Consider the following 23,528-nt stretch of genomic DNA (forward strand, 5'->3'; position numbering starts at 1 on the left):
GAGTCAACCGGATGCCGCGGCGTCGTTACGATACGGCCATGGCCCACGGCGTCGTCCCCACCCGCCGGCCGGCACGCGGAGCACACCCGGTCGGGCAGCGGTGACGCCGCCGGGTGAGCCGGCGCCGCGCCGGGCGATGTGGCCGCTGTACGCGGCCGGCTTCACCACCGCCTTCGGCGCGCACGGCATCGCGGCCAACCTCGGCGCGGCCGACGTGGACGCCGTCACCTCCCTGCTGGTCCTCGGCGGGCTGCTCGCGCTGTACGACGGCGCGGAGGTGCTGCTCAAGCCGCTGTTCGGCACGCTGGCCGACCGGGTCGGGGCGCGCCCGGTGCTGCTGGGCGGGCTGCTCGCGTTCGCGGCCGCGTCCGCGCTGTACGTCGTCGTGGACCGCCCCGGCTGGCTGTGGGCGGCGCGGCTCGGTCAGGGCGCGGCGGCCTCCGCCTTCTCGCCGTCGGCGTCGGCGCTGGTGTCCCGGCTGAACCCGGCGGTGGGGCAGGGGCGTGCCTTCGGCAGCTACGGCTTCTTCAAGTCCGTCGGCTACACGCTGGGCCCGCTGCTGGGCGGGCTGCTGGTCTGGGCCGGGGGGCTGCGGCTGCTGTTCGGGGTGCTCGCGGTGCTCGGCGCCGGGGTCGCGCTGTGGGCGTGGGTGGCCGTGCCGGTCGTACCGCTGCTGCCCAAGGAGCGGCAGACGGTGCTGGATCTGGCGAGGCGGCTGGCCGATCCGGTGTTCCTGGTGCCGACGGCGGCGCTGGCGGGGGCGACGGCCGCGCTGTCGGTCGGGGTGGGTTTCCTGCCGGTGTCCGGGCGGGCGGCCGGGCTCGGGCCGGTGGCGACGGGCGCGGCGGTGTCGGTGCTTGCGGCGTGCGCGGCCGTCGTGCAGCCGCGGGCCGGGCGGGCACTGGACGCCGGGCGGCTGCGCACGGGGGCCGGGCTGGGCGCGGGGCTGCTGCTGGCGGCGGCCGGGGCGGGGTGCGCGATGCTGCCGGGGCTCACGGGGGTGCTGCTCGCCGCCGCGTTGATCGGGGTCGGCACCGGGCTGATCACACCGCTGGGGTTCGCCGCGCTGGCCGCGGGGGCGCCGAAGGAGCGGCTGGGGCAGACCATGGGGGCGGCGGAGCTGGGGCGGGAACTGGGCGACGCGGGCGGGCCGTTGCTGGTCGCGGGGGTGGCGTCGGCGGCGACCCTGACGTACGGGTACGCCGCGCTGGCGGTGCTGCTGGCGCTGGGGCCGGTGCTCGCCCGGGTGGGGCGAGCACCGGTGCGGCGTGCCGGAAGCCGGCCGGACGCGCGCTAGAAGTTGATCATGTGACCGGCGAGTCCGTGGACGGCCTCCTTGACCGCCTCGCCCAGCGTCGGGTGGGCGTGGACGTTGCGGGCGACCTCGTGGACGGTGAGGTCCCACTGCTGGGCCAGGGTCAGCTCGGGCAGCAGCTCGGTGACGTCGGGGCCGATGAGGTGGCCGCCGATCAGCTCGCCGTACTTGGCGTCGCTGATCAGCTTGACGAAGCCGGTGGAGTCGCCGAGGCCGTGCGCCTTGCCGTTGGCGGTGAAGGGGAACTTGGCCACCTTCACGTCGTAGCCGAGGTCGCGGGCCTGGGCCTCGGTGTAGCCGAAGCTGGCGATCTGCGGCTGGCAGTAGGTGGCGCGTGGGATCATCGCGTACTCCAGCTCCATGGTCTCCGCGTCCGCGATGGTCTCGGCGGCGACCACGCCCATGGCCTCGGCGGCGTGCGCCAGCATCAGCTTGGCTGTGACGTCGCCGATGGCGTAGATGTGCGGCACGGAGGTGCGGCAGCGGCCGTCGACGTCGATCGCGCCGCGGTCGGTGACCTTGACGCCGGTGTTCTCCAGGCCGTAGCCCTCGACGTTCGGTGCGAAGCCGATGGCCTGGAGCACCTTGTCGGCCTCCAGCACCTGCTGGGAGCCGTCCTTGGCGGTGACGGTGACGCGGACCTGGGGGCCGGACTCGTCGATGGCGTCCACGCGGGTGGAGGTGAGCACGTCGATGCCGAGCTTGCGGTACTGCTTGGCCAGCTCGGCGGAGACCTCGGCGTCCTCCAGCGGGGCGACGCGGTCCAGGAACTCGACGATGGTGACCTTCACGCCGTAGTTGTGCAGCACGTAGGCGAACTCGATGCCGATCGCGCCGGCGCCCGCGATGACGATCGACTGCGGGAGGTCCTCGGCGAGGATCTGCTCCTCGTAGGTCACCACGCGCGCGGTGCGCTTGGTGCCGGGCAGCAGCTTGGGCGTGGCGCCGGTGGCGATGATGCAGTTGTCGAAGCCGATCGTGCGCGTGTTGCCGTCGTAGTCGGCGACCTGGAGGGTGTTCGCGTCGAGGAAGGTGCCCCGGCCGTCGAACTCCGTGATCTTGTTCTTCTTCATCAGGTAGTGGACGCCCTTGACCCGGCCGTCGGCGACGCGGCGGCTGCGGCGGAAGGCCTCGCCGTAGTCGAAGGAGATGGGGCTGTCCGACTTGATGCCGAAGGTCTTCGCCTCACGGGTGACGATGTGCGCGAGCTCGGCGTTGCGCAGCAGCGCCTTGGTGGGGATGCAGCCGACGTTCAGGCAGACGCCGCCCCAGTACTTCTCCTCGACGACGGCGACGCGCTTGCCCAGCTGGGCGGCGCGGATCGCGGCGACGTAGCCGCCGGGGCCCGCGCCGAGGACCACGACGTCGAAGCGCTCGTCCTGCTCGACCATGAGGACTTCCTTTTCGGGTGTGCCGTGAAGTGCTGACCCACGGATTCTTTCTCCCCCGCAGCCTCCCCGCCACGCCGATCACACATCTCTCCCGGACCGAGGGTGTGATCTTGCTCCTTGCCACGATGTGACGGACAAGGCCTTCACCATGGAGGCCGCCCGGGTCAGCCGGCTGCGGTCGGCCGCCGCGACAGTGCCGTCGCCAGGTTCACGTCCGTGAGGGGGCGCAGGCGGTAGGTGTACGTGTAGCCGCGGTCGGCGAAGAGTTTGTACGCGTCGTGGGTGTGGGCGCCCCAGCTGTTGTCTCCGCCGACGCCCATCTGACGGTGGTTGACCCGCAGGACGACCTCCTTGCGGGGGGTGAGCTGGTAGTCGTGGCGGACGCCGAGGGACAGGTCCTCCGGGGTGAAGTGGGACGCGTTGACCTCGATCAGCGGCTCTCCGGCCACCAGCAGGCCGCGGCCGGCGCCGTCCGTGAGGGCGGCCCAGCGCACATCGGTCTTGTTGCCGTTCTCCTGGGGGCGGATGTACGAGGTCCACTGCTCGGAGACGGTGCCGGAGTACAGACCGACGTCGGTGCCGTCCTTGCGGTCCCAGTAGTTGTCCTCGGGGCCGCGCCCGTAGTAGTGCAGGTGCTCCAGCCGCTCCGGCAGGAACAGCATCGTGCCGACCTCCGGGATGTACGGCAGGCTCGCGGCGCCCGGATGCAGGGTGTGGTCGACGCGGATCTCGCCGTTGCCGAACACGGTGTAGGTGGTGGAGTAGGCCGACGCCACCGTCGTGGGCAGGGTGCCGGCCACCTTGATCTCGACGGCGCGGTCGCGCAGGGGCCGCACGGTCACACCGGTCACGGCACGGCGGGCGCCCGCGTCGCGCCAGGTCTGGTTGCGCGTGTGCTGGCCGTTGCCGCGGTCGTTGTCGGTGGGTGCGCGCCAGTGGTTGGGCACCGGCCCGGAGGTGAGCAGGCGCATTCCGGCGGCCTCGTAGGAGGTGATCAGGCCAGTGCGCTTGTCGACGACGACGGTGAGGTCGTCGCCGGTGACGGTGACGGACTCCGCCGCGTCGGTGTACCGCAGCGCCGGGACGGTGCTCAGCGGGACCGGGGTCACCGCGGGGCTGCCGGCGTCGAGGGGGATCTGCTGCCGGGCCACCTCGAAGCCGGCCTTCGCCCAGGGCGTGGCCTCCTTGGTGGTGAAGGACAGCCGGAGGAAGTACTCCGTGCCGGGCGCGGGGCTCGCCGGCAGGGTCAGCGGCACGGTGACGTCCTTGTGCGCGAGGGGAGCCAGGTCCAGCTGGTCGCGGCTCAGCTTCCCCTTCTGCACCACGACTCCGTCGGCGAGCAGGGACCAACTTCCGTCGAATTCACGGACGTTGGTGAACAGATACTCGTTGGTGAGCGTCACCCGGCGCGGGTCGCCACCGGCCGGGGCGGCGTTGATCGCCTGGTAGATCCGCTTGACCTCGGCGGCCTTGCCGGTGTGGCCGCGGTCGGCGGTGACGATGCCGTCGGCGACGAAGGCGCCGTCGTTGGGGTTGTCGCCCCAGTCGCCGCCGTACGCGAAGAAGGTCTTGTCCTCCGGCTCGGCCTCGGCGTGTTCCACGGTGGCCGCGTCGAACCAGAACCGCACCGCCGCGTCCCCCGGCCCGCGTCCCTCGGCGGCCAGCTCGCCGGCGCCCAGTGCACGGGCGTAGACCCGCGCCCGCCGGATCGTGCCGCTGAACTCGCGGGTCATGTTGTCCACGTCGGTGGCGAGGGAGAGCGGTGCCGTGGTGCCGGTGGGCCGCAGGGTGGTCGTCCGCGTGGCCTTCGCCGCGCCGTCGACGTACAGCGTCACCGTGCCCGCGTCCGCGTCGAAGACGCCGGCGACATGGTGTTCGCGGCCGGTCCAGTCCGCGGGCAGCGCCCAGCTCGCGGTGATCCACTGGCCGGCGCTGTGGATGAAGAACTCCAGGTTCCCGTCGGTCTGTTTGAGGGCGTACTGGGTGTCGCCTTTGGCGAGGATCGGCTGGTGGTAGCCGGTGACGCGCGGGGTGATCCACGCCTCCAATGTGAGCGAACCGGTGAGGTCGAGACGGTCGTCGCGAGCGAAGACGGTGGCGCCGCTCAGGCCTCTGGCGCGGTCGAAGGAACCGGCGGGAGCGAGGATCTCTCCGCGCAGCCGGCCCGGCCCGGTCTCGGTGAGGAGCGTGCGCGCGGGGGTCGGCCAGCTCAGCGACTGGTCGACGAAGTCCCAGATCCAGCCGCCCTGCAGGACGTCATGGCGGCGGATGAGATCCCAGTACTCCTTCAGGTTGCCGTTGGAGTTCCCCATCGCGTGGGCGTACTCGATCATCACGTACGGCCGGGTGTCGGCGGTGTCCTCGGCCCGCTGCTCGACGCGCGCGGGGCTGTCGTACATCTCCGAGCGGATGTCGCTGACGCCGGGGCGGTCGTCGCCCTCGTACTGGATGACGCGGGTGGGGTCGTAGGAGCGGATCCAGTCGTGCATGGCGGAGAACGTGCTGCCGCCGCCGGCCTCGTTGCCGAGGGACCAGATGACCACCGAGGCGTGGTTCTTGTCGCGGTGCACCATGTTCTGCGCGCGGGCGACGCAGGCGGCGGTCCACTCGGGGTGGCTGCCGGGGTACTGGCCGCGGATGCCGTGCGTCTCGAGGTTGGTCTCGTCGACGAGGTAGAGGCCGTACTCGTCCGCGAGTTCCAGCCACTGCGGGTTGTTCGGGTAGTGGGAGGTGCGGACGGAGTTGATGTTCATCCGCTTGATGATCTCGATGTCGCGCACCAGGTCGGCGCGGGTGAGCGCGGTGCCGCGGTCGGGGTGCATCTCGTGGCGGTTGGTGCCGCGGAAGGACACCGGCTGCCCGTTGATGCGCATCAGGCCGTCCTTGAGCGCGAACTCCCGCAGCCCCACCCGGTGCGAGAGCGTCTCGGTCACCTTCCCGGCCGCATCGCGCAGTAGCAGGACGGCGGTGTAGAGATACGGCCGCTCGGCCGACCACAGCTTCGGATCGGGTACGGCTCCGGCGACCTGTACGGTCAGCTCGCCGCCGGAGCCGAGGTCGGCGCTCTGCTGCAGGGGCCGGGGCCACACGGGGTGGCCGGCCGCGTCGTACAGCATCGTCTCCACGGTGTACCGGCCGCCGCCCCCACCGGCGTAGTCGCGCACGCTCGCGGTCACCTTCAGCTCCGCCGACCGGTAACCGTCGCCGAGCGGGGTGTCCAGCTTGAAGTCGCGCAGGTGCACGTTCGGCGTGGAGTACAGGTAGACCGAGCGGAAGATGCCGCTCAGCCGGATCATGTCCTGATCCTCCAGCCAGTCGCCGTCGGAGTAGCGGTAGACCTCGACGGCGATCTGGTTGGTGCCGGGCTTCAGATGGTCGGTGATGTCGTATTCGGCGGGCGTGTAGGAGTCCTCGTGGTAGCCGACGAGCTGCCCGTTGATCCACACGTAGTGCGCGGACTTCACGCCCTCGAAGTGCAGGAAGGTGCGACGGCCTGACCAGTCCTCGGGGACGGTGAAGGTGCGCCGGTACTGGCCGACGGGGTTGTAGCGGGTCGGCGCGGCGGGCGGCTGCACCTCCTCGCCGAGGCCGTTGGGACCCCAGTAGGGGTAGGTGATGTTGACGTAGATCGGGAAGTCGTGGCCGTGCAGCTGCCACACGGAGGGGACGGGGATGGTCTCCCAGTCCCGGTCGTCGAGGTCGGTGCGGTGGAAGTCGGCGTCCCGGTCGTCGGGACGGTCTGCGTAGGCGAACTTCCAGGTCCCGTCGAGACTGCGCCGGTACGGCGAGGCGGTGCGGTCCGCCTTCAGCGCCTGGGCGAGGTTCGCGTACGGCATGAGCGTGGTGTGCGGTGGCTCGGTGCCGACCTGGAACAGGTTCATGTGCCCGTTCCACTCCGGCCGGTCGTCCGCTGCCTCGCGCGGGCCTGCCGCGTGCGCGGTGGCGGACGGGCCGGACAGGGCGAGCGCGCCGAGCACGGCGGCGGAGGACTCCAGGAGACGACGGCGGCTGACGACCGTGCGCTCGGGACGGGCGGACGGGGACGCGTTCGGGTGCGGCATGACCAGCGCCTTCCTGACGACCGACACGCAACTCATGGTGACTGAGGGGTTACTGAGCCCCCGTCACCCTAGAACCCGAACACATTCCTATCAATGATTCTGTCGGAGTTTGTGTGATCCTGATGGGCAGGCTTCGCCCATCAGGATCAGCGGCGTGGCGCGTCCGGCTCGGGTCGCGCGAAAACCGGCGGCGCCCCGGCGCGGTACGGCTACGCCCCGACCTCGGCCTTCACGCCGGCGAGCGTCGCCTCGATGCCGGTGCGCAGCAGGGCGAGCCGGCCCTCGATGATCTGCTCCTCACGCTCCGGGTGCTTCTCCACGAAGTCCTGCAGCGGGCCGCGGCCGGGGCCGATGCGCATTCCGTGCCGCAGCCGGGTGGCCGTCCCGTCGGCGACCGGCTCCAGGGTGTACGCCCACAGGGCGAGCGCCTCTTCGTCCGGGTTGCTGTGCCGGACGACCTCCCAGGTGAAGGTGCGCGGCTCCTCGAGCGCCGTGATGCGGCTGACGGTGCGCCACTCCCCGATGCGCTCGTTGCGGTTGCGGCCGGAGAAGCGCGCGCCGACGGCCGGCCCGCTCGCCCCGTCGAGCCACTCCACCTCCTGCAGCTCCGGGCTGTACTTCGCCGAGGTGGTGATGTCCGTGACGACCTTCCACACCTGCTCCGGCGCGGCGGCTATCTCGATCTCACATTCGACGCCGGGACCATCGGAAAAACGCATCGCTTCGACCTCCGGAAAAGAGAACGGCTCCATACCCGCGCGGCCGGTGAACGATCACCGGCTGCGCGGCGCGGCCAGGCTAGCGCGCGCCTCTGACGCACCGTCAACGACGGGGGCCTTCGGGCGCGCCGCCGCGTCAGCCCAGTTGCCGGGCGAACGCCTCGTACGCGCGGTCGTCGAAGAGGACGAAGCGGACCTCTTCCACCGCCGTGGGGGTGGCGCGGACCGTCTCCACGGCGATGCGGGCCGCGTCGTCCATCGGCCAGCGGTAGACGCCGGTGGAGATCGCCGGGAAGGCGACGGTCTTCGCGCCGAGTTCGTCGGCCACGCGCAGGGACTCCCGGTAGCAGGAGGCGAGCAGGCCGGAGCGGTCCTCGCTGCCGCTGTGGACCGGGCCGACCGTGTGGATCACCCAGCGGGCGTCCAGCTCGCCCGCGGTGGTGGCGACCGCCTGGCCGGTGGGCAGGCCCTTGCCGTAGGAGGAGGCGCGCAGCTTGCGGCAGTCCTCGAGGATCGCCGGGCCGCCGCGGCGGTGGATCGCGCCGTCGACACCTCCGCCGCCCAGCAGGGAGGAGTTGGCGGCGTTGACGAGGGCGTCGGCGCTCTGCCGGGTGATGTCTCCCTGGACCAGGCTGATCGTGGTCATTCCTGCCTCAGCCTCCTCCACACGGCCTTGGCCGCGTTGTGCCCCGACATGCCGTGCACGCCCGGACCCGGCGGGGTGGCCGACGAGCAGATGAAGACCGCCGGATGCGGGGTGGCGTACGGGAACAGGGACAGTCTGGGGCGCAGCAGCGTCTGGAGTCCGGACACCGCGCCGGAGGCGATGTCGCCGCCGACGTAGTTGGCGTTGCGGGCGGCCAGTTCGGGCGGGCCGGCGGTGGCGCGGGCGAGGACGCGGTCGCGGAACCCGGGGGCGAACCGCTCCAGTTGGCGTTCCAGCGCGTCGGTGAGGTCGCCGGCCCAGCCGTTCGGGACATGGCCGTAGGCCCAGAAGACGTGCCGGCCCTCGGGCGCGCGGGTGGGGTCGACCACGCTCGGCTGCACGGTGATCAGGAACGGTCGCTCGGGGGCGCGGCCTTCGCGGGAGGCAGCGCGCAGGGCCGCGCCGATCTCCGCGCTGTTCGCCCCGATCTGGACCGTGCCGGCGGTGCGGGCCTCCGGCGCGGTCCATGGGACCGGGCCGTCCAGGGCGTAGTCGATCTTGAAGGCGGCGGGGCCGTAGCGGAAGCCGTCGTAGTAGCGGCCGAAGCCCGCGATGCGGGCCAGGGCGGTGGGCGAGGTGTCGAAGACGTAGGCGCGGGCCGGGGGAAGGTCGTCGAGCCGCTTGACCTCGTAGTCGGTGTGGACCTCGCCGCCCAGGTCCGTCAGGTAGGCGGCGAGCGCGTCGGAGATCGACTGGGAGCCGCCGCGGGCGACGGGCCACCCGCGGGCGTGTGCGGCGAGCGCGAAGACCAGGCCGATGGCGCTGGTGGCGACGCCACTGAGCGGGGCCATGACGTGCGCGACGAGACCGGCGAACAGCGTCTTGGCCTTCTCGTCGCGGAAGCGGCGGGTCAGCCAGGTGGACGGGGGCAGACCGGCAAGGCCGAAACGGGCGAGCGTCACCGGGTCGCGGGGCAGCGAGGTCAGCGGCAGGGACATGAAGTCCCGGGCGAGGGTGTCCCATCTGTGCAGGAACGGCTCCACCAGCCGGCGGTAGGCGCCGGCGTCGCGCGGGCCGAAGGACGCGGCGGTCTCGGCGACCGAGCGGGCGAGCACGGCCGCGCTGCCGTCCGGGAAGGGGTGCGCCATGGGCAGCTCGGGATGCAGCCACTCGAGCCCGTAGCGATCCAGCGGCATGGCGCGGAAGGCGGGCGAGTTGACGGCGAGGGGGTGCGCCGCGGCGCACGGGTCGTGGCGGAACCCGGGCAGCGTCAGCTCCTCGGTGCGCGAGCCGCCGCCGACGGTGTCGCGGGCCTCGAACAGGGCGACGGAGAAGCCGCGGCGGGCCAGCTCCACGGCTGCGGTCAGTCCGTTCGGCCCCGCACCCACCACGACCGCATCGAGCATCGACGGCACCTTTCGGACCCCTTCGTCAGCCGATGGCCTGCCTGAGGGGATCAGGATATGCCGGGGCACCGACGGGCCCGGCGGCGCGGTCGGCTCCCACCCCGCGGGCCTTGCCGGTCGGCCCCCTGCCACAGCACCGCTCTCCCCCCTTACGCCCCCTGCTGCGGCACCGCTCCTCCCCTTGCGTCCGTCTGCGTCAGCAGGGTCCGGATCCGGCGCGCCGTGGCCGCGTCGCGGGCCGCGGTGAAGGGCAGGGCGTTGCCGCCGGTGACGCGGAACGGCTCTCCGGTGATCGTCAGGTGGGTGCCGCCCGCCTCCTCGACCAGCAGCAGGCCCGCCGCGTGGTCCCAGGCCGCCTCCCAGGAAAAGGCCACACCGTCGGACTCGCCGCGCGCGACGGCCAGATACTCAAGGCCCGCCGAACCGCAGGCGCGCGGCGCGACTCCCGGCGTCCACAGGCCCAGCAGGGCGCGCTTCTGCTCGTCGGTGGTGTAGTCGGGGTGCGAGGTGGCGACCCGCAGGTCCTTCCCGGGGACCGGCGGTCCGGCGTACAGCCGCTGTCCGTCGAGGTGGGCGCCGCCGCCCCGTACCGCGGTGGCGAACTGGCCGCGGGCGGGCGCGAACGTCCACGAGGCGCACACGACGCCGCCGTGCGCGAGCGCGACCAGGGTGCAGAAGCCGTCCTCGCCGCGCACGAACTGCCTCGTGCCGTCGACGGGGTCGACGATCCACACCGGCGCCTCGCCCCGTATCGCCTCGTACGTCGCCGGGTTGGCGTGGACGGCCTCCTCGCCGACCACCACGGAGCCGGGCAGCAGGGCGCGCAGGCTCTCGGTGAGATACAGCTCGGCCTTGCGGTCGGCGTCCGTCACCAGGTCGTGCGGCCCGCTCTTGACGTCCACCTCGTGGTCGGCGAGCTGCCGCCAGCGGGGCATGATCTCGGCCGCGGCGGCCTCGCGGACCGCCTCCTCCACGTCGGCCGAGCGGCGGGCGAGAAACTCCTCGATGGTTCCCGTGTCTTGGATCATGCCTCCATCACAGCATGTGGCACTGACATTCCTCACTCGCCCCGTGCACATCGGGTGGAATCGGTATGAACGTGCGGCTCCGCACCTCCTGCACGAGGCCGCGGGGGTTCAGCGTCCCACCGCGTACCCCTGCATCCCCCGCGGGTTCGCCGCCGCCGACAGCACGCCGGTGCGCGGGTCGCGGGCGACCGCGCAGAGCCGGCCCTCGGACCAGGGCGGGCCGACGGTGACGTCATGGCCGCGGCGGCGCAGCTCGGCGACGACGCCGGGATCCGTGCGGGACTCGACGGTCAGGGCACCCGGCCGCATGGCGCGGGGGTAGAAGGAGCCGGGGAAGCTGTCGTTGTGCCAGTTCGGGGCGTCGATGGCGCCCTGCAGGTCGAGTCCGCCGCGCACCGGGGAGCGCAGGGCCGCGGCGAGGAAGAAGTGCAGCTGCCACTGGTCCTGCTGGTCGCCGCCGGGGGTGCCGAAGGCGAGGACGGGCACGCCGTCGCGCAGCGCGAGGGACGGCGTGAGGGTGGTGCGCGGGCGGCGGCCGGGCGTCAGGGAGTTCGGCAGCCCCTCCTCCAGCCAGGTCATCTGCAGCCGGGTGCCGAGCGGGAAGCCCAGCTCGGGCACGACGGGGTTGGACTGCAGCCAGCCTCCGCTGGGTGTGGCGGAGACCATGTTGCCCCAGCGGTCGACGACGTCGAGATGGCAGGTGTCGCCGCGTGTGGCGCCGTCCGCGTCCACCAGCGGATCGCCCGGCACCGGGGAGGTGACCGGCTCGGCGACGGTGGGCTCGCCGACACCGAGCGCGGCCAGTGGATCGGAGCCCGGCCGGACCGTGGCGGCCACGCGCGCGTGCCCGCTGAGCCGCGGGGTGCGGCCGCCGGGGCTGCCGGGCCGCAGCTCGGTGGAGGCGGTGTCGCCGATCAGGGCCCGGCGGGCCGCGTTGTAGTCCTCGGACAGCAGTTCGTCGACGGGCACGCCGGCGGCGTCGCCGTACCAGGCCTCGCGGTCGGCCATCGCGAGCTTGCAGCCCTCGACGAGCAGGTGGACGTAGTCGGCGGAGCCGTGCGGCGGCAGCTCCGGCGGGAGCAGGGCGAGTTGCTGGAGCAGGACGGGTCCCTGGCTCCAGGGGCCGGCCTTGCACAGGGTCCAGCCGTTCCAGTCGTACGTCACCGGCGCCTCGTAGGCAGCGGACCAGCCGGCGAGGTCGGCGAGCGTGAGGGTGCCGGTGTGGTGCTCACCGCTGGTGTCCAGCGTCGGCCGCCCGGCCTGCCGTACCAGCGCCTCGGCGATGAAGCCGCAGCGCCACACCTCCCGCGCGGCCTCGATCCGCTCCTGACGGTCCCCCGCCCCGGCGGTCTCGGCCAGCAGCCGCCTCCAGGTGGCCGCGAGCGCGGGGTTGCGCAGCAGTTCACCGGGCCGGGGCGCGCGGCCGCCGGGCAGATAGACCTCCGCCGAGGACGTCCACTCGGTCTCGAACAGCTCCCGTACGGTCTCCACGGTCGCGCCGACGTTCTCCACGGGCGCGTGCCCGTGTTCGGCGTACCCGACGGCGTACTTCAGGACGTCGGCGAGGGACTTGGTGCCGTGGTCGCGCAGCAGCAGCATCCACGCGTCGAAGGCGCCCGGCACGGCGGCGGCGAGCGGGCCGGTGCCGGGCACCAGGTCCAGGCCGAGCCCGCGGTAGTGCGCGACGCTCGCGCCCGCCGGGGCCACGCCCTGTCCGCACAGCACCCGCACCTCGCCGCCGGCCGGGGCGAGCAGGATCGGCACCTCGCCCGCCGGCCCGTTCAGGTGCGGCTCCACCACGTGCAGCACGAACGCCCCGGCCACGGCGGCGTCGAAGGCGTTGCCGCCGTCCTCCAGGACCGCCATGGCCGACTGGGAGGCGAGCCAGTGGGTGGAGGACACCATGCCGAAGGTGCCCTGCAGGGTGGGCCGGGTGGTGAACACGGGCGCCTCCTGGGTTCCGGGTACGTCTCCCGGGTGGATGGTACGAGCGTGATCACGCTCCGGGGAACACGGCGACGACCTGCGGCGTTGATCTCGTAGGCAGGAGGGGAGGCCCAGTGCACGGTGAGTACAAGGTGCCCGGCGGCAAGCTGGTCGTCGTGGACGTGGACGTGGAGGACGGCGTGCTGCGGCACGTGCGCGTGGCGGGCGACTTCTTCCTGGAGCCGGACGAGGCGCTGGACGCGGTGAACGGCGCGCTGGAGGGCGCCCCGGCGGACACCGACGCGGCGGGGCTCGCGGCCCGCGTCGACGCGGCGCTGCCCGAGGGCACCGTGATGTACGGGCTGACCTCGGAGGGCATCGGCATCGCCGTGCGCCGCGCCCTCGCGCACGCCACGGACTGGACGGACTACGACTGGCAGCTGATCCACGACGGCCCGCAGTCACCGGCGCTGCACATGGCGCTGGACGAGGTGCTGACCGCCGAGGTGGCGGCCGGACATCGCCCTCCGACGCTGCGCGTGTGGGAGTGGGGCGCACCCGCGGTGATCATCGGCAGCTTCCAGTCCCTGCGCAACGAGGTCGACGCCGAAGGTGCCGCGCGCCACGGTGTCCGGGTCGTGCGCCGGATCTCCGGCGGCGGCGCGATGTTCGTCGAGCCGGGCAACACGATCACCTACTCGCTGTCGGTGCCGCAGGCGCTGGTGCAGGGCCTGTCCTTCCAGGACAGCTACGCCTATCTCGACGACTGGGTGCTCGGCGCGCTCGGCGGCATGGGCATCCGGGCCTGGTACCAGCCGCTGAACGACATCGCCACCGACCAGGGAAAGATCGCGGGCGCCGCACAGAAGCGGCTCGTGGCCCCGCACGGCGGGCCGGGGGCCGTCCTGCACCACGTGACCATGTCGTACGACATCGACGCCGGCAAGATGGTGCAGGTGCTGCGCATCGGGCGGGAGAAGCTGTCCGACAAGGGGACCAGGAGCGCGAAGAAGCGGGTGGACCCGCTGCGCCGGCAGACCGGGCTGCCCCGCGAAGCCGTCATCGAGCGGATGATCGACTCCTTCCGTACCCGGTACGGCCTGACCGAGGGCAAGGTCACGGACGAGGAGCTGGCACGCGCCGAGGAGCTGGCCCGCACCAAGTTCTCCTCACCCAAGTGGACCGCCCGGGTGCCCTGAGCATGCCGGCGGGAGCGGCTTTTCGCCCAAGTCCGGCGTCCGCCGACACGTCAGCGTCACCGCACCGGCACGGAGCGAGTTCGCCCTTCCGCCTCACGGGGAGTCATGTGACACTGTCGTCCCGTCCGTACTGCGGACACCCCTCACAGCCTCCCCCCATGAGAAGTGCGCCGTGCGTTTGCTTCCTCTGCCGCTCGCCCTGACCGCGCGCCTGTCCCCGGTGGCCGTGCTCGCCACGGCCGGCTGGGCGCTGTCGTCCGGCCCGCTCGCGCCGGCCCCGGCCGCCGGGCACGAACCCGTGCAGAACAAGACGGCCACCCAGTCGGCCACCGCCCCGCCGGCGACGACGGAGTCGAAGACGTACGCCACCGCCCCCGCCCCCTGCGACAGCATCGGCGCCAAGACCATCACGGCGCTGGTGCCCGGCGCCAAGACGGGCGGCAAGGAGATCCCGTCCACCGACGCGAAGCTGCGCCGCACCTGCTCCTGGAACGCGCTCAAGGGCTACGACTACCGGTGGCTGGACGTCTCCTTCGAGGTCATGGGCTCCGGGGAGCAGGCGCAGAAGTCGTACCAGGAGCGCACGACGGAGAAGAGCGGCGGCGGTGCCGTGCCCGGTCTCGGGGACGAGGCCTACTCGGTGGTGAACCTGACCACCGAGGACAAGCAGCAGACCCGGGAGGGCGAGGTGATCGCCCGCGCCGACAACGCCCTCGTGGTGGTCACCTACAACGGCAGTGACTTCGAGACGAAGAAGGCGCCGAGCACCGACGAGATCAACAAGGGTGCGATCAAGGCGGCCAAGGAAGCGATGGCGGCGCTGAAGGGCGGCCAGGCCGGCTGACCGCCCTCGTGCGCTCACGCCTCGGCGTACGCGCGACGGCGGCGCGGCAGCATCAGCGCCAGGTACAGCACCAGGGAGGTGCCGAGGCCCACGGCCCAGCCGTAGTCCGCCAGATCGGCCAGCGCCGGGATCGGGCGGCCGTCGACGAGCGGGTGGAAGTCGGCGCCGCCGACGGCCAGGACCCCGCCCGCCGCGAAGGCGACCACGGCCCGCCAGTTCCAGCCGCCCGCGTACCAGTAGCGGCCGCCCGCCCGGTACAGGTCGGCGAGGTCGAGCCGGGCCCGGCGCAGGATCCAGTAGTCGGCGACGAGGATCCCGGCGACCGTGCCGAGCAGCCCGCCGACCAGGCCCAGCCAGGTGAAGATGTAGCCCTGAGGGTCGGCGTACAGCTTCCACGGGCAGATCACCACGGCGAGAACGCAGGTGATCAGCGCGCCGGTGCGGAAACTCACCCTGCGCGGCGCGACGTTGGAGAAGTCGAACGCCGGGGAGACCAGGTTCGCCGCGACGTTCACGGACAAGGTCGCCACCAGGACCGTGACGAGGGCGTACAGCAGGCCGACCGTGTTGTCCGTCTTGGCGGCCAACTGGACCGGGTCCCAGACCGGCTTGCCGTACACCGCCTGAGAGCCGGAGGTGACCAGCACGGACAGGAACGCGAACAGGGTCATCGTGGTGGGCAGACCGAGCGCCTGGCCCCAGGTCTGCGCCTTCTGGCTGCGGCCGTAGCGGGTGAAGTCGGGGATGTTCAGCGACAGCGTGGACCAGAAACCGATCATGCCCATGAGCGAGGGCGCGAAGAGTTTCCAGAAGTCGGCGCCCCAGCCGAGCCTGGACGGCTGGTCGAAGAGCGGGCCGAGGCCGCCGGCCTTGTCGCTCATCCACCACAACATGACGAACGCGCCGACCAGGACGAAGGGCGCCGCCCAGTTCTCGAAGCGGCGGATGGTCTCCATACCGCGGTGGACGATGGCGACCTGGAGCACCCAGAACAGCGCGAACGACAGCCACATGGTCCAGGCGTAGCCGCCGATGTGGGACGCCTGTGACCAGCCGGAACCGATCAGCTTCCCGGCCAGGAAGTAGATCGCCTCACCGCCGATCCAGGTCTGGATGCCGAACCAGCCGCACGCCACCAACGCCCGCACCACCGCGGGGAGGTTGGCGCCGCGCACGCCGAACGAGGCGCGCGCGAACACCGGGAACGGGATGCCGTACTTGGGTCCGGCGTGCCCGGTGAGCAGCATCGGCACGAGCACGATCACATTGGCCAGGGCGATGGTGAACACCGCCTGCTTCCAGTCCATCCCGACGGCGATCAGCCCGGAGGCCAGCGTCCAGGAGGCGGTGTTGTGGGCCATGCCGACCCACAGCGCGCAGAAGTTGTACGTCGTCCAGGTGCGCTGCGCCGCCGGGACCGGCAGCAGGTCCTCGTTGGCGTAACGGCCGGCCGGCGGCCCCGAGTCCGGCGCGAGCTCCACGCGGCCGTCGGGCAGGGTGACTTGGGTGGTCGAAGGTATCGCGGTGGGAGCGGTCTCGGTCATGGCAGCCCCATGAGGTGAGGTGGGTCGGGGTGTGTGCGGGCACCGGCCCCTCCCCCCGGGGGCGGGGAGGGGCGACCAAGGGCTTGAAGAAGAGGGGGTTCAGGCGGTCAAGCGGTGAGGCGGTCAGGCGGTCAGGGCGGGGATGACGTGCTGCCCGTAGGCGTCGATGACGGCTTCCTGCGCGTCGTGCATGTCGTAGACGGCGAACTGGTCGACGCCCAGCGCGCGCAGCGCCTGGAGCTTCTCGATGTGCCGCTCGACGGGGCCGATCAGGCAGAACCGGTCGACGATCTCGTCCGGTACGAAGGCGGTGTCGGGGTTGCCGCTGCGTCCGTGGTGGGCGTAGTCGTAGCCCTGGCGGGACTTGATGTAGTCGGTGAGTTCGTCGGGGACGGCCGCCGAGTGCTCGCCGTACTTGCCGACCAGGTCGGCGACGTGGTTGCCGACCATGCCGCCGAACCAGCGGCACTGCTCGCGGGCGTGAGCGAGGGCCTCGGGCGAGTCGTCGGCGGTGACATAGGCCGGGGCGGCGACGCAGACCGTCACCTCGGACGGGTCGCGTCCGGCGCCGGTGGCGGCGTCGCGGACGGCCTTGACCATGTACTCGGTCAGATACAGGTCGGCGAGCTGGAGGATGAAGCCGTCGGCCTCCTCCCCGGCCATCTTCAGCGCCTTGGGCCCGTAGGCGGCCATCCACACGGGCAGTTCGGCGCCGGGCTTGATCCAGGGGAACCGCACGACCGTGCCGCCGCCGAGGTCGGCCTCCCGGCCGCCGGCGAGGGCCCGGATGACCTTCATCGCCTCGCTGATCCGGGCGAGCGTGTTGGGCTTGCGGCCGGCGACGCGCATGGCGGAGTCGCCGCGGCCGATGCCGCACACGGTGCGGTTGCCGAACATGTCGTTGAGGGTGGCGAAGGTGGAGGCGGTGACCTCCCAGGTGCGCGTCCCGGGGTTCGTCACCATCGGCCCCACGGTCAGCGTCTCCGTGGCGGCCAGGATCTGGCTGTAGATCACGAACGGTTCCTGCCACAGCACGGCGGAGTCGAAGGTCCAGCCGTGGCTGAAGCCGTTGCGTTCGGCCCGTTTCATCAGGTCGATGACCCGGGATGCGGGCGGGTCGGTCTGCAGGACGAGTCCGAAATCCATGGGCGCCACTCCTCGTTCGACTAGTTCAGGTACTGGCAGGTGGAGCGGGGGAGGTAGACGCCGTGACCGGCGTGTCCGGTGTACTCCCGCTGGTCGATGACGAGTTCGCCGCGCGAGAGAACGGTCTCGACACGGCCGGTGACCCGTTTGCCCTCGTACGCCGAGTAGTCGACGTTCATGTGGTGCGTCTCGGCGGAGATCACCTGCTCGGCGTGCGGGTCGTAGATCACGACGTCGGCGTCGGCGCCCGGGGCGATGGTGCCCTTCTTCGGGTACAGGCCGAACATCCGGGCCGGGGTGGCGCAGGCGATCTCGATCCAGCGGCGGCGCGAGATGTGCCCGTCGACGACGGCCTGGTGCAGCAGGTCCATCCGGTTCTCCACCCCCGGCAGACCGTTGGGGATCTTGGAGAAGTCGCCCAGGCCCAGTTCCTTCTGGCCCTTGAAGCAGAACGGGCAGTGGTCGGTGGAGACGACCTGGAGGTCGTTGGTGCGCAGGCCTTTCCACAGCTGGGCCTGGTGCTCCTTCGGCCGCAGTGGCGTGGAGCAGACGTACTTGGCGCCCTCGAAGCCGGGCTCGGCGAGGTTGTCGGTGGACAGGAACAGGTACTGCGGGCAGGTCTCGCCGAACACCGGCAGCCCCTCGTCACGTGCCCGGGCCAGCTCGGCCACCGCCTCCGTCGCGGAGACGTGCACGACGTACAGGGGCGCCCCGGCCACCTGCGCGAGCCGGATCGCACGGTGGGTCGCCTCGGCCTCCAGCAGCGCCTTGCGGACCTCGCCGTGGTAGCGCGGGTCGCCCTCGCCGCGCTCCAGGGCCTGCTGCACGAGCACGTCGATCGCGATGCCGTTCTCGGCGTGCATCATGATCAGCCCGCCGTTGTCGGCGGAGCGCTGCATGGCGCGCAGGATCTGGCCGTCGTCGCTGTAGAAGACGCCCGGGTACGCCATGAACTGCTTGAAGGAGGTCACGCCCTCCTCGACCAGCAGGTCCATCTCCTTCAGCGTCTCGTCGTTGACGTCCGAGACGATCATGTGGAAGCCGTAGTCGATCGCGCAGTTGCCCTCCGCCTTGGCGTGCCAGGCGTCCAGCCCCTCCCGCAGGCTGTGCCCGACGCCCTGCACCGCGAAGTCGACGATCGTGGTGGTTCCGCCCCAGGCGGCGGCCCGGGTGCCGGTCTCGAAGGTGTCCGAGGCGAAGGTGCCGCCGAACGGCAGCTCCATGTGGGTGTGGGCGTCGACGCCGCCCGGCAGGACGTACTTCCCGGTGGCGTCGATCGTCCGCTCGGCCGTCCACGCCTCGGCGGCCGCGGTGCCGGAGGCGGCGAGGGCGGCGACGCGGCCGTCCTCGATCAGGACGTCGGCGTGGATCTCGTCGGACGCGGTGACGACGAGGCCACCGCGGATCACTGTCCGGTTGCTCATGTCTGGGTCGCTCCTCCCGGTGGGGACGTGTCGGTTGTCGGTGGCCGGTCGCGCCCGCGCGGCGGCAGCCGCGGATCGCCCGCGCCCCGCGCCCCAGGGACCTTGCCCTCGGCGGCGCTCTACGGTGCCGTCAGCGGTTCGTACGCTCCCGGTGCGCGGTCCCGGTAGAACTGCCAGCGGTCGCGCACCTCGCGCAGCTTCGCCATGTCCAGGTCCCGCACGACCAGTTCGGCCTCCTTGTCGCTCGCGACCTCTCCCACGAACTGGGCCTCGGGGTCGACGAAGTAGCTCGTGCCGTAGAAGTCGTTGTCGCCGAGGTCCTCGACACCGACCCGGTTGATCGCGCCGACGAAGTACTCGTTGGCCACGGCCGCCGCGGGCTGCTCCAGCTGCCACAGGTAGCGGGACAGGCCGCGCGAGGTGGCCGACGGGTTGAAGACGACCTCGGCGCCCGCGAGCCCGAGGGCGCGCCAGCCCTCCGGGAAGTGCCGGTCGTAGCAGATGTAGACGCCGATGCGGCCGGCGGCGGTGTCGAAGACGGGCCAGCCGCCGTTGCCGGGACGGAAGTAGAACTTCTCCCAGAACCCTTTGACCTGCGGGATGTGCGTCTTGCGGTACTTGCCGAGGTAGGAGCCGTCGGCGTCGATCACGGCGGCGGTGTTGTACAGGACGCCGGGCTGCTCCTCCTCGTACATCGGCAGGACGAGGACGATGCCTGCCTCCCGCGCGAGCGCCTGGAAGCGCTGCACGATCGGGCCGTCGGGGATCTGTTCGGCGTACGCGTAGAAGGCGGGGTCCTGGACCTGGCAGAAGTACGGCCCGTAGAACAGCTCCTGGAAGCACAGCACCTGGGCGCCCTGCGCGGCGGCGTCGCGCACCGCCTGCTCATGGACCTGGATCATGGACTCCTTGTCGCCCGTCCACGCGGTCTGGAAGAGGGCGGCGCGGATCACTCGGCTCATCACGTTTCTCCGCTCGGTCGGTGTGCGGCGAGCGTAGAAAGTCCGCGGGCGCGCGGTGAGGTACACGGTGTCACGTCCGCAGTGGTGCGGCGTGTCACCGTGTCACCCTTCGTCCGGGCCATGTTTCACCGCCGTTTTCCCAGGTGGTGGTCGTGTGTCAGGGGTGTTGCGCGTCGTGCGCGAGGAGGGCTATGTGCACCGAGACGGCCTGTTCGAAGTCGTCCAGGTCCACGCCGAGGCGGGTCTGTATCGCTTCCAGGCGGCGGTAGAGGGCGGGCCGGGAGACGTGGTGGAGCTGGGCGGTGCGGGACTTGTTGCGGCCGGTGGCGAGGTAGGTGCGCAGGACGGCGAGCAGGTCGTCGTCTGCGGCGCCGAGCAGCCCGTCCAGCTCCCGTTCCGCGAAGGACTGCACCTGCGGGTCGTCGCGCAGCAGCCGGATCAGGCCGCGCAGATGGACGTCCCGAAGGCGGACCACGGGCGGCAGGTCGAGGGGGGCGGCGGAGTCGGCGACGGCGTCGGCCACGTGCTGCGCCTCGCGCAGTCCGGCCGGTACGTCGTCCCAGGCGGTGCACGGGTCGGCGGCGGCGACCACCACCGGGGCCACCTCGCGCAGCCGGGCCGCGAGGTGCGCGGTGAGCGCCCCGGCGTCCTGATCGCGAGCGAGGCTGAGGAGGACGGCGGTGGCCCTGCCGTCGGCCTCGGCGACGACTCCGGGGAGTCCCAACAGGCGCAGGAAACGGTCGAGTTCGCCTGGGCCGCGGTCGCGGACGACGAGCGGGACGAAGGTGCGCCGGTTGACCGGCAGCCCGGCGGCGCGCGCCCGGGGCAGCAGGTGCCGGGCCGGTACGGCGCCGGAGACCAGGTCGGTGAGCAGGCTCTGCGCGGACTGCTCCTCCCAGGTGCGGGCCGCGGGTCCGGCGAGCATGCGGTGCAGGACGAGGGCCTCGGCGGCCCGGTCGGCGAGGAGGCGGCCGACGGCCGGGTCGGTGCGGTGGCCACACAGCACGAGGCGGCCCCAGCGTTCGCCGCGGCTGGCGAGTTCGGCGCGGATCCAGCCGTCGGCGTCACCGGCGCCGGCCTGGCGCGCGATGCGGTCCCAGTCGCGCAGCACGTCGTCCACCGCGGGCCGCTCCCCCGCCGTCGCCAGCACCCGGTGGGCGAGGTTGGTGACGACGACGGGGCAGCCGCTGTGCCGGGCGATCTCCTCCAGGAGGTGTTGCAGCGGGGCGCCGGAGGTGATCAGCGCGGTCAGCGCGGTGCGCACCGACTCCGACAGGCTGACCGCCGCGAACTTGCGCCGCACCAGCCGCGCCTGCACCTCCTCGGTCAGCTGGGCGAAGGGGAACGGCCGGTGCAGCACGACCAGCGGCAGCCCACACCGCTCGGCAGCCCGGCGCATCACCTCCGGCGCCGCCGGGAACGCCCGCCCGAGGCCCAGGACGACCGCGGCGGCCTCGGCGCGGTGCAGGGAGCGGATGTAGTCGGCCTGCTTGTCCTCGTCGCCGGCGAGGAGGACGCCGGTGGTGAGCACGAGTTCGCCGCCGCTGAGCATCACGCCGACGTCGGGCGCCTCGGCGACGTGCACCCAGCGCACGGGACGGTCCAGCCGGCCGGCGCCGGCCACCACCTCGGGCTCCCCGGCGAGCACCCGCTCCAGGGTGAGGATCTGGCGTACCGACAGGGCCGGTTCCACGGGTTCCCAGGTGGTGGTCATGACGCCTTCCCCGCTCAGTCTCGCCGCTCGGTTCCTGCCGCTCGGCTCCCCGCTCACCGCGCCGCTACTGAACGCTTCTCAGGGCGTCCTCGAGGATCGCGGCGCCCTCCTCGGCCTCCGCGACGGTCAGGGACAGCGGTGGGGCGATGCGCAGGGCGGCGGTGTTGTGCCCGCCGCCCTTGCCGATGAGCAGCCCCTGCGTGCGGCACGCCTCCAGGACGGCCGCGGCGGCCTGCGGATCGGCCTCGTCGGTGCCGGGTCGCACCAGCTCGACGCCGATCATCAGTCCGCGTCCGCGTACCTCCCGTACGGCCGGGTTCTGGGCGGCGATCGCCCGCAGCCGCTCCATCAGCAGGCCACCGACGCGCCGGGCGTTGCCCTGCAGGTCGTGCTCCAGCAGGTAGCCCAGGTTGGCCAGGCCCGCGGCCATGGTGATCTGGGTGCCGCCGAAGGTGGAGATGCTGTTGGCGTCCAGGCAGTTCATGATCTCGGCTCGGGCGATCACGCCGCCGATGGACATGCCGTTGCCGATGCCCTTGGCGAAGGTGACGATGTCCGGCGGGCCGCTGCGGGCGTGCGCCTGCCAGCCCCAGAAGTGGTCGCCGGTACGGCCCCAGCCGGTCTGCACCTCGTCGGCGATCCACAGGATGCCCCGCTCGGCGAGCACCTCGCGGAAGGCGGCGTACAGGCCGTCCGGCGGGGAGGTGAAGCCGCCGACGCCCTGGATCGGCTCGGCGATCAGCGCGGCGGGCGGGCGGGTGTGGCCGAGGAGGTCCTTCAGGTCGTCCACGCAGGCCGCGATGAAGTCGGCGTCGTTCAGGGAGGCGTAGGGCCCGCGGGTGCGCACCCCGCCGTGCACGTACAGCGTCTGCAGCGGGGACAGCGAGGTCGGCGACCAGCTGCGGTTGCCCGTGATGCCGACGGCGCTGAAGGAACGGCCGTGGTAGCTGTTGCGCATCGCGAGGATCGTGTTGCTGCGCCGGTGGGTCGTGCCGAGCAGCAGGGCGGTGTCGTTGGCCTCGGTGCCGGAGGTGGTGAAGAAGACGCGGGCGTCGGGGATGCCGCTGAGCCCGGCGATGCGCTCGGCCAGCTCCACCATCGGGCGGTTGAGGTAGAGGGTGGAGGAGTGGATGATCCGCCCGGCCTGCTCGCTGACCGCCTTGGTCACCTCCGGCAGGGCGTGCGCGGTCATCGTCGTCAGGATGCCGCCGAAGAAGTCCAGGTAGCGGCGGCCGTCGGAGTCCCAGACATGGCGGCCCTCGCCGTGCGTGATCTCGATCGGGTCGTCGTAGTACAGCGCGAGCCAGTCCGGCATCACACTGCGGTGGCGGGCGTACAGGTCGCTCACGGCTCCACCAGTCCTTCGTAGGCGTCGGGGCGGCGGTCGCGGTAGAAGGCCCACTGCTGCCGCACCTGGTCGATCAGGTCGAAGTCGAGGTCGCGGACGACGAGTTCCTCCTTGGAGTCGGAGGCTGCCCCGCCGACGAACTGTCCTCGCGGGTCCACGAAGTAGCTCGTGCCGTAGAAGTCGTTGTCGCCGTAGGGCTCCTGGCCGACGCGGTTGATCGCCGCGACGAAGTACTCGTTGGCGACCGCGGCGGCGGGCTGCTCCAGGTGCCACAGGTGGGACGACAGCCCTCGGTGGGTGGCCGACGGGTTGTAGACCAGCTGGGCGCCGTTGAGCCCGAGTTGCCGCCAGCCTTCCGGGAAGTGCCGGTCGTAGCAGATGTAGACGCCGACCTTGCCGACGGCCGTGTCGAAGACGGGCCAGCCGAGGTTGCCGGGCTTGAAGTAGTACTTCTCCCAGAAGCCCCGCACCTGCGGGATGTGATGCTTTCTGTACTTCCCCAGATAGCTGCCATCGGCGTCGATCACGGCCGCGGTGTTGTAGTAGAAGCCGGACTGCTCGACCTCGAACACGGGGACGACCATCACCATGCCGGTCTCGCGGGCGAGCTCCTGCATACGGCGCACGGTCGGCCCGTCGGGCACGGGCTCGGCCCAGCGGTAGTGCTCCGGCTCCTGGACCTGGCAGAAGTACGGGGCGTTGAAGACCTCCTGGAAGCCGATCACCTTGGCTCCCTGGCGGGCGGCCTCGCGGGCGTGCTCCTCGTGCTTCGCCACCATGGACTCGGTGTCGCCGGTCCAGGTGGCCTGGACCAGGGCGGCACGGACGACGTTCGCCATGAGCTGCTCCTTCGAC

General features: G+C 72.0%; 17 protein-coding genes. 3 read left to right on the top strand and 14 right to left on the bottom strand.

What is annotated here, in order from left to right; all coding sequences use genetic code 11:
- Nucleotides 1-136: 136 nt before the first annotated feature.
- Nucleotides 137-1,297: an MFS transporter gene (locus ACF1GV_RS08705; protein WP_391679638.1), complete on the top strand. Its 1,161-nt coding sequence runs from the start codon at nucleotides 137-139 to the stop codon at nucleotides 1,295-1,297.
- On the opposite strand, the gene lpdA is transcribed toward ACF1GV_RS08705, so the two are convergent.
- From lpdA to ACF1GV_RS08740, 7 genes are all read right to left on the bottom strand, one after another.
- Nucleotides 1,294-2,706: a dihydrolipoyl dehydrogenase gene (gene lpdA, locus ACF1GV_RS08710; protein WP_391679310.1), complete on the bottom strand. Its 1,413-nt coding sequence runs from the start codon at nucleotides 2,704-2,706 to the stop codon at nucleotides 1,294-1,296. The genes ACF1GV_RS08705 and lpdA overlap by 4 nt on opposite strands.
- Nucleotides 2,707-2,870: 164 nt before the next feature.
- On the bottom strand, nucleotides 2,871-6,767 hold the full coding sequence (locus tag ACF1GV_RS08715; protein WP_391679640.1) for a glycoside hydrolase family 2 TIM barrel-domain containing protein: 3,897 nt from the start codon (nucleotides 6,765-6,767) through the stop codon (nucleotides 2,871-2,873).
- A 209-nt stretch (nucleotides 6,768-6,976) separates the two neighbouring features.
- Complete coding sequence (locus ACF1GV_RS08720; RefSeq protein ID WP_391679313.1) at nucleotides 6,977-7,486, bottom strand: SRPBCC family protein; 510 nt, start codon at nucleotides 7,484-7,486, stop codon at nucleotides 6,977-6,979.
- Nucleotides 7,487-7,622: 136 nt separating this feature from the next.
- Nucleotides 7,623-8,132 (bottom strand): O-acetyl-ADP-ribose deacetylase, encoded by a 510-nt coding sequence (locus tag ACF1GV_RS08725; RefSeq protein WP_391679317.1) that lies wholly within the window; start codon nucleotides 8,130-8,132, stop codon nucleotides 7,623-7,625.
- Nucleotides 8,129-9,538: a phytoene desaturase family protein gene (locus ACF1GV_RS08730; protein WP_391679319.1), complete on the bottom strand. Its 1,410-nt coding sequence runs from the start codon at nucleotides 9,536-9,538 to the stop codon at nucleotides 8,129-8,131. The genes ACF1GV_RS08725 and ACF1GV_RS08730 overlap by 4 nt, the downstream gene beginning before the upstream one ends.
- Before the next feature lie 149 nt (nucleotides 9,539-9,687).
- Nucleotides 9,688-10,566: an inositol monophosphatase family protein gene (locus tag ACF1GV_RS08735; protein ID WP_391679322.1), complete on the bottom strand. Its 879-nt coding sequence runs from the start codon at nucleotides 10,564-10,566 to the stop codon at nucleotides 9,688-9,690.
- A 108-nt stretch (nucleotides 10,567-10,674) separates the two neighbouring features.
- The gene (locus ACF1GV_RS08740; RefSeq protein ID WP_391679324.1) at nucleotides 10,675-12,510 is read right to left on the bottom strand and encodes a gamma-glutamyltransferase family protein; all 1,836 of its coding nucleotides are present in this window, start codon (nucleotides 12,508-12,510) and stop codon (nucleotides 10,675-10,677) included.
- A 116-nt stretch (nucleotides 12,511-12,626) separates the two neighbouring features.
- On the opposite strand from ACF1GV_RS08740, the gene ACF1GV_RS08745 reads away from it, so the two are divergent.
- Both ACF1GV_RS08745 and ACF1GV_RS08750 read left to right on the top strand, forming a co-directional pair.
- Entirely contained in the window at nucleotides 12,627-13,691 is a 1,065-nt protein-coding gene (locus ACF1GV_RS08745; protein ID WP_391679326.1) for a biotin/lipoate A/B protein ligase family protein, read from the top strand.
- A gap of 172 nt (nucleotides 13,692-13,863) precedes the next feature.
- Nucleotides 13,864-14,535 carry a hypothetical protein gene (locus ACF1GV_RS08750; RefSeq protein ID WP_391679329.1) on the top strand — a complete coding sequence of 224 codons (672 nt, stop codon included), beginning with the start codon at nucleotides 13,864-13,866 and terminating at the stop codon, nucleotides 14,533-14,535.
- Nucleotides 14,536-14,549: 14 nt separating this feature from the next.
- Here ACF1GV_RS08750 and ACF1GV_RS08755 read toward each other — a convergent pair whose 3' ends face one another.
- The 7 genes from ACF1GV_RS08755 to ACF1GV_RS08785 form a co-directional block, all read right to left on the bottom strand.
- Nucleotides 14,550-16,079 carry an NCS1 family nucleobase:cation symporter-1 gene (locus tag ACF1GV_RS08755; RefSeq protein ID WP_391679332.1) on the bottom strand — a complete coding sequence of 510 codons (1,530 nt, stop codon included), beginning with the start codon at nucleotides 16,077-16,079 and terminating at the stop codon, nucleotides 14,550-14,552.
- Nucleotides 16,080-16,202: 123 nt separating this feature from the next.
- Complete coding sequence (locus ACF1GV_RS08760) at nucleotides 16,203-17,225, bottom strand: TIGR03842 family LLM class F420-dependent oxidoreductase (protein ID WP_391679334.1); 1,023 nt, start codon at nucleotides 17,223-17,225, stop codon at nucleotides 16,203-16,205.
- 20 nt (nucleotides 17,226-17,245) lie between these two features.
- Nucleotides 17,246-18,649, bottom strand: coding sequence for a dihydropyrimidinase (gene hydA, locus ACF1GV_RS08765; RefSeq protein WP_391679337.1), 1,404 nt, complete (start codon nucleotides 18,647-18,649; stop codon nucleotides 17,246-17,248).
- A 119-nt stretch (nucleotides 18,650-18,768) separates the two neighbouring features.
- Nucleotides 18,769-19,611 (bottom strand): nitrilase-related carbon-nitrogen hydrolase, encoded by an 843-nt coding sequence (locus ACF1GV_RS08770; protein ID WP_391679340.1) that lies wholly within the window; start codon nucleotides 19,609-19,611, stop codon nucleotides 18,769-18,771.
- 157 nt (nucleotides 19,612-19,768) lie between these two features.
- Complete coding sequence (locus tag ACF1GV_RS08775) at nucleotides 19,769-21,325, bottom strand: PucR family transcriptional regulator (protein WP_391679343.1); 1,557 nt, start codon at nucleotides 21,323-21,325, stop codon at nucleotides 19,769-19,771.
- Nucleotides 21,326-21,389: 64 nt separating this feature from the next.
- The gene (locus tag ACF1GV_RS08780) at nucleotides 21,390-22,640 is read right to left on the bottom strand and encodes an aspartate aminotransferase family protein (protein ID WP_391679641.1); all 1,251 of its coding nucleotides are present in this window, start codon (nucleotides 22,638-22,640) and stop codon (nucleotides 21,390-21,392) included.
- 29 nt (nucleotides 22,641-22,669) lie between these two features.
- Complete coding sequence (locus ACF1GV_RS08785) at nucleotides 22,670-23,512, bottom strand: nitrilase-related carbon-nitrogen hydrolase (RefSeq protein WP_391679346.1); 843 nt, start codon at nucleotides 23,510-23,512, stop codon at nucleotides 22,670-22,672.
- Between the last annotated feature and the right edge of the window lie 16 nt (nucleotides 23,513-23,528).

Origin of the sequence: Streptomyces sp. NPDC014006, assembly GCF_043088925.1 — a bacterium.
Taxonomy (GTDB): Bacteria; Actinomycetota; Actinomycetes; order Streptomycetales; family Streptomycetaceae; genus Streptomyces.

Coding starts and splice junctions, on each gene's coding strand:
- ACF1GV_RS08705 (WP_391679638.1), top strand. CDS start 137: ATGTGGCCGCTGTACGCGGCCGGCTTCACCACCGCCTTCGGCGCGCAC.
- lpdA (WP_391679310.1), bottom strand. CDS start 2,706: ATGGTCGAGCAGGACGAGCGCTTCGACGTCGTGGTCCTCGGCGCGGGC.
- ACF1GV_RS08715 (WP_391679640.1), bottom strand. CDS start 6,767: ATGCCGCACCCGAACGCGTCCCCGTCCGCCCGTCCCGAGCGCACGGTC.
- ACF1GV_RS08720 (WP_391679313.1), bottom strand. CDS start 7,486: ATGCGTTTTTCCGATGGTCCCGGCGTCGAATGTGAGATCGAGATAGCC.
- ACF1GV_RS08725 (WP_391679317.1), bottom strand. CDS start 8,132: ATGACCACGATCAGCCTGGTCCAGGGAGACATCACCCGGCAGAGCGCC.
- ACF1GV_RS08730 (WP_391679319.1), bottom strand. CDS start 9,538: ATGCTCGATGCGGTCGTGGTGGGTGCGGGGCCGAACGGACTGACCGCA.
- ACF1GV_RS08735 (WP_391679322.1), bottom strand. CDS start 10,566: ATGATCCAAGACACGGGAACCATCGAGGAGTTTCTCGCCCGCCGCTCG.
- ACF1GV_RS08755 (WP_391679332.1), bottom strand. CDS start 16,079: ATGACCGAGACCGCTCCCACCGCGATACCTTCGACCACCCAAGTCACC.
- ACF1GV_RS08760 (WP_391679334.1), bottom strand. CDS start 17,225: ATGGATTTCGGACTCGTCCTGCAGACCGACCCGCCCGCATCCCGGGTC.
- hydA (WP_391679337.1), bottom strand. CDS start 18,649: ATGAGCAACCGGACAGTGATCCGCGGTGGCCTCGTCGTCACCGCGTCC.
- ACF1GV_RS08770 (WP_391679340.1), bottom strand. CDS start 19,611: ATGAGCCGAGTGATCCGCGCCGCCCTCTTCCAGACCGCGTGGACGGGC.
- ACF1GV_RS08775 (WP_391679343.1), bottom strand. CDS start 21,325: ATGACCACCACCTGGGAACCCGTGGAACCGGCCCTGTCGGTACGCCAG.
- ACF1GV_RS08780 (WP_391679641.1), bottom strand. CDS start 22,640: ATGCCGGACTGGCTCGCGCTGTACTACGACGACCCGATCGAGATCACG.
- ACF1GV_RS08785 (WP_391679346.1), bottom strand. CDS start 23,512: ATGGCGAACGTCGTCCGTGCCGCCCTGGTCCAGGCCACCTGGACCGGC.